The sequence below is a fragment of the Bacillus sp. XF8 genome, assembly GCF_017498755.1.
Lineage (GTDB): Bacteria > Bacillota > Bacilli > Bacillales > Bacillaceae_G > Bacillus_A > Bacillus_A bingmayongensis.
Window position 1 is genome coordinate 1 of the sequence record NZ_JAGDQK010000102.1, and the last position, 2,928, is coordinate 2,928.

Sequence of the window (2,928 nt, forward strand, 5' to 3'; positions counted from 1 at the left end):
TTTATCGATTTGTTAATGCCGATTCAAGATGGAATAAAAACAATTCGTCAAATAAAACCGTCATTTAAAGGGAAAATCATCATGGTTTCTCAAGTAGAATCAAAAGAATTAATTGCTGAAGCGTATTCGCTTGGCGTTGAATACTATATTATTAAGCCCATTAACCGGATTGAAGTATTAACAGTCGTTCAGAAAGTCATCGAACGAATCCGATTGGAAAAATCGATAAAAAACATTCAAGAATCGCTCAATATGGTACTAAAATTAGATAGTAATCAAAGTACGCAGGAAAAATACCGTAATGAAAAACATATAAGTACTTTCAATCATTTTCGAAATTCCATTCATTTTCTTCTATCTGAATTAGGGATAGCCAGTGAAAGCGGAAGTAAAGATTTAATGGACATGCTGGATTATTTATATAAATATGAACAAGATAAAACGTTGGAACAAGGGTTTCCCTCACTAAAAGAGATTTTTGTGAATTTGGCTCAAAAAAGACTTGGAGAATCAGCTGAAGAAGCCGAATTAAAAAGGTCGATTGAAGCCTCAAAACAACGGATTAGAAGGGCAATTTATCAATCATTAAACCATTTAGCATCCCTTGGACTTACTGATTTTTTAAACCCGAAGTTTGAAAACTACGCTTCTAGGTTTTTTGATTTTACTACTGTAAGGAGAAAGATGACAGAATTGAATAATGAGCCAACATTACCTACTCGTATCGATACGAAAAAATTTATTCAGGTTCTTTATTTTGAAGCAAAACGGATACACTTGGAACTGCAATGACGAACTCTAGCTAATTCTTAATCTCCAATGTTGAATTTATAATTATAACTGTTTCGCTTATATATTCTGTTTTAAATAAATAATCGCGCTAAAATAATCTGAATTCTAATTATTTTTGTATTTTTATGTAATCTCAGGGGGAAAGAAAATGAATGCATTTATTAGAAAAAAGTCCATTGATCATTTGCAAAAGGAAGGCCTTAGAAGCACTGGACTAAATCGAGTGTTAGGATTATGGCAATTAACTGCAATTGGACTAGGAGGAATTATTGGGGTTGGAATTTTTGTTCTAACAGGAGTAGCTGCATCTGAGCATGCTGGTCCTGCAGTTATTTTATCTTTTATTATTGCTGGACTAGCTAGTGCAGCTGCCGCACTATGCTATGCTGAATTTGCTGGACTTATCCCCGTTTCTGGGAGTGCATATACTTATAGCTATGCTGTATTAGGAGAAGGAGTAGCATGGTTAATTGGGTGGGATCTGTTACTAGAATATATTTTAGTAGTGGGAGTAGTTGCTATTGGTTGGTCTGGATATATGCAAGAATTACTTCAACAAATCGGAATACATATTCCAATTTGGGCCCAAGGGGCTCCAGGTACAGGAGAAGGGCATCGAGTAGACTTAATTGCAGTTATTATAAGTCTAGCTATTGCTGGATTATTAACATTTGGTATGGAGTGGGGATCAAAATTCAACACGTTGATGGTAATTATTAAGCTAAGTATTATTTTAGTGGTTATTGCTGTTGGAAGCTTCTACATCGATTCAGCCAATTGGCATCCTTTTATGCCTTTTGGTTTTAATGGCGTAATGAGTGGTGCTGCGCTTGTATTCTTTGCAGTATTTGGATATGATACGTTAACTACAGCAGCTGAAGAAGCCAAGAATCCACAACGTGATTTACCAAGAGCTGTAGTCATATCTTTAATAATTGCATTATGCCTGTATATTGGAATGTCTTTAGTAATTACAGGAATGGCACCATATCATACATTGAATAACGCTGCACCGGTAGCTAAGATTTTCAGTGATGCAGGATTAAAATGGATTACTTTATTTATCTCTGCAGCAGCTATTACAGGCATACTTTCTGTTTTATTTTCGTTCACACTTGCAGGCTCGCGAGTTTGGTTTGCAATGAGTCGAGATGGATTATTACCAAAATGGTTTACAAAGGTACATCCTAAATATAAGACGCCACATCGTCCTACATTAATTATCGGTATAATTACAGCAATAATATCAGGATTTACCCCTATTAGTGAGGTAGCCGAATTAGTTAATATTGGTACATTATCAGCATTTATATTAATTTGTTCTTCTATCATTGTGTTAAGAAAGAAAAGACCAGATTTAGAAAGGAAATTTAAGACGCCTTTTGTCCCTGTAATTCCGTTGACTGGGATTTGTTTTTCATTATATCTTATCATCAGTCTTCCAGAAGTTACTTGGATTCGTTTTATAATCTGGATGCTTATTGGACTTGTTATATATATGTTATATGGAAAAAATAAAAGTAATTTGGCTAAAAATATAAATAAATAGTTAAATTAAAGTAAAAAAGATGCTAGAGATAGCATCTTTTTTACTTTAATAGGTATTATTACATCCTTTTATATTTAATTTATATGCAAGCATATAAATAGGCATAAAAGGAAACAATATCTAGAAAATTGAAATTGAAATTAGGAACAGAAAGTCTCAATGGTAACAAGAGTTTAGTACGGAATGAAATTAATGTCCACCGTTCTATTTTTTGGAATCTTTATAAAAAAAGACCAGATTTGATAAAATCTTGTTCCTAGGAGAGTGCATTGATAAGGTGATGAAAATGTGGAATATGATTGTTTCCTATCTTCCGGATTGGAAAATTTTTGTACAAGCTTTTATCGTATTTTTAATTCCATATATTATCTCAAGATTTTTTCATTGGGTCAATATATCAGAGAAAGAGTGGTAAGAATGAGTTGGTGGAAATCAAAGGATAACCAGGTGCAAAAAAATACCATTCAAGGCAATGCTAAACAACAAACTAAGCCTTCTCGAAACTCAACGGTTCATTTTACGGGTGACTTCACATCAGACTTAGAACTCATAAGACAAGAAATCGGTCATAATTCTGATGTTCACTT

The 2,928-nt window shown here is 33.5% G+C and carries 2 protein-coding genes and 1 pseudogene; all 3 read left to right on the forward strand.

Features of this window, described 5'->3' with window-relative positions:
* A partial coding sequence (locus J4P91_RS28500) for a response regulator (RefSeq protein ID WP_207996771.1) occupies nt 1–792 on the forward strand: 792 nt, incomplete at its 5' end.
* Nucleotides 793–940: 148 nt separating this feature from the next.
* Nucleotides 941–2,341, forward strand: a complete 1,401-nt coding sequence (locus J4P91_RS28505) for an amino acid permease (protein WP_207996772.1) — start codon at nt 941–943, stop codon at nt 2,339–2,341.
* A 384-nt stretch (nt 2,342–2,725) separates the two neighbouring features.
* Nucleotides 2,726–2,928, forward strand: a pseudogene (locus J4P91_RS29325) (spore germination protein); the annotation flags it as partial.

What these genes read in the sequence shown, in the direction of transcription:
- J4P91_RS28505 (WP_207996772.1), top strand. Translation starts at nt 941, where the DNA reads ATGAATGCATTTATTAGAAAAAAGTCCATTGATCATTTGCAAAAGGAA.